Origin of the sequence: uncultured Campylobacter sp. (genome assembly GCF_938018035.1) — a bacterium.
Lineage (GTDB): Bacteria > Campylobacterota > Campylobacteria > Campylobacterales > Campylobacteraceae > Campylobacter_B.
The window spans coordinates 1-1,731 of sequence record NZ_CALIJF010000303.1 but is presented as its reverse complement, the minus strand read 5'-3'; the positions used below and the strand labels follow the sequence as shown (position 1 = coordinate 1,731).

The 1,731-nt window shown below is 38.2% G+C and carries 1 protein-coding gene and 1 pseudogene; both read left to right on the top strand.

All coding sequences use genetic code 11. From position 1 onward, the window contains the following. Window positions 1–119 (top strand): annotated as a pseudogene (locus Q0257_RS09150) (CDP-diacylglycerol--glycerol-3-phosphate 3-phosphatidyltransferase); the annotation flags it as partial. A 14-nt stretch (window positions 120–133) separates the two neighbouring features. Beyond that, window positions 134–1,138 (top strand): hypothetical protein, encoded by a 1,005-nt coding sequence (locus tag Q0257_RS09145; RefSeq protein ID WP_298024285.1) that lies wholly within the window; start codon window positions 134–136, stop codon window positions 1,136–1,138. Window positions 1,139–1,731 lie beyond the last annotated feature (593 nt).

Sequence of the window (1,731 nt, the reverse complement as noted above, 5' to 3'; positions counted from 1 at the left end):
GCTGGCTAACGATGCAGTGGCCCTATGCAAACGCCCTACTCTGGATCGCAGTTGTACTGACGCTATATTCGGGTTTTGAATACGTCGCGGCGTATGCGAAGGCGACAAAAAAGAGTTAGAATTTCGGCTATATATGGCTTTCGTACTTGAAGAGAAAATCGGTCAGGAAAATGCAAGAAAGTATAAGCTCAATAAGGTAGAAAAAGATATTAGAAACAAAATTTCTAAAAAGCGATTGCCTTTTAGATGTTATCCTGAAATTTCTATAGAACTAAGCTGGCGAATAGACAGAGAGCTTGACGCTTGGTTAATGGGCTACGGTACATTTAGCGGCTTTTGGGATCATTGTAATTTAGATTTTAACGCATATAGATTGTATTATCAAGGCAAAATGTTTGATACAGTCATTACTTACGGCGCTTGGTTCGGCGATTTTAGGATGATAAATGGACAGAAGCGACGTATCCATAAACTCTATGCGCTAGAACCGAGAAGTAGCGGCAAGCTCAGCAAAAGCGATATTTTTAAAATTTTACAAGACGCCCTTAACGCCGAAAATGAAAATGTTTTGCTAATAGATGCCCTTGATTACAACATTGATTATGTAGGTAGATTTTTGATTGATGGATACCGCTTTGAGGATAACCTAGAGCAAATCATAAATCCATTTAGAAATCAACACGGTCTAGCTAGCTTAAGCCGAGATGAGATAGATGGTCTGTGGTGTATCTCAAAGGAGCTAAACGAGATTTTTCTTATAAAAGTGGGCTCGGCTGGCAGTAATGATCTTTTTACGCTTACCCATTACAATCACGGTTATTACGAATACCACGCAAATATAGTGCTAAAGCAAATTTCCAACAAAACCGTAGATGGAATAAATGAAATCAGCTATAAGATAAAGAAAATAGAAATTTTAGGCGATCGCAGCGCCGCGCCGACGCAAGGCAAAATAAAACGACTAATACGCAAAATGTTTAGATCCACTTGCGAAAGCGGATTAAAGGGCTTTAGTCCAAATTTAATAGATGAAAAATTTAAACTAAGCTTGATCTTACATTCATTTGAAGAATCAGAATTTTTTATCAAACTAAAACAATGTATTGTGAAGCTACAAAACCTCATCGCAAAGCGTTAGAACCCGCGCTTAGTGGGTTTTAGCGATAGAATTTCAGCGTAAAATTTCACCTATTTTAGTAGCGCGGAATTTTAAAATTTCACGTTCAAATTTTACCGATAAAATTCTATAGATGCTTGATCTATGCACGCACGGCGGCGTGCTAAGCCTATAAAATTTAAAAGATAAAATCCGCTGCGCAAAATTTCACGGCGTAAAATTTCGTTTAAACCGCCACACAAAATTTCAGGGCGGCGCGGCAGTATTTTAAAATATAATGGAATTTCAAAGCGCGACAAAATTTTAGAGCATGACGACTTGTCAAAACATAATGAAATTTCAAAGCATAGCGGCATTTCAAAGCGCAAGGCCCCGTGCGGCGAAATTTTATAATCCGCTCCGTAAAATCTCGCGGTGAAATTTCGCTTTTAAATTTTAAATTCCTCACGCCCTCCATTCGCCGCACACCCTAATTTAGTTAAATTTATAGCCCGAAACGGCGGTGGGCTAAGTTTAAAGCCAACCAAGTTTAAAAAGCGAGCTAAGGCTTTAAACGGCTATCTAAGCTTAAAATTTACAAAATCATAGTAAGCTTAGCCCATTTTTTACAAAGG

Excerpts from the sequence above, each read along its gene's own strand:
- Q0257_RS09145 (WP_298024285.1), top strand. The coding sequence starts at position 134 with ATGGCTTTCGTACTTGAAGAGAAAATCGGTCAGGAAAATGCAAGAAAG.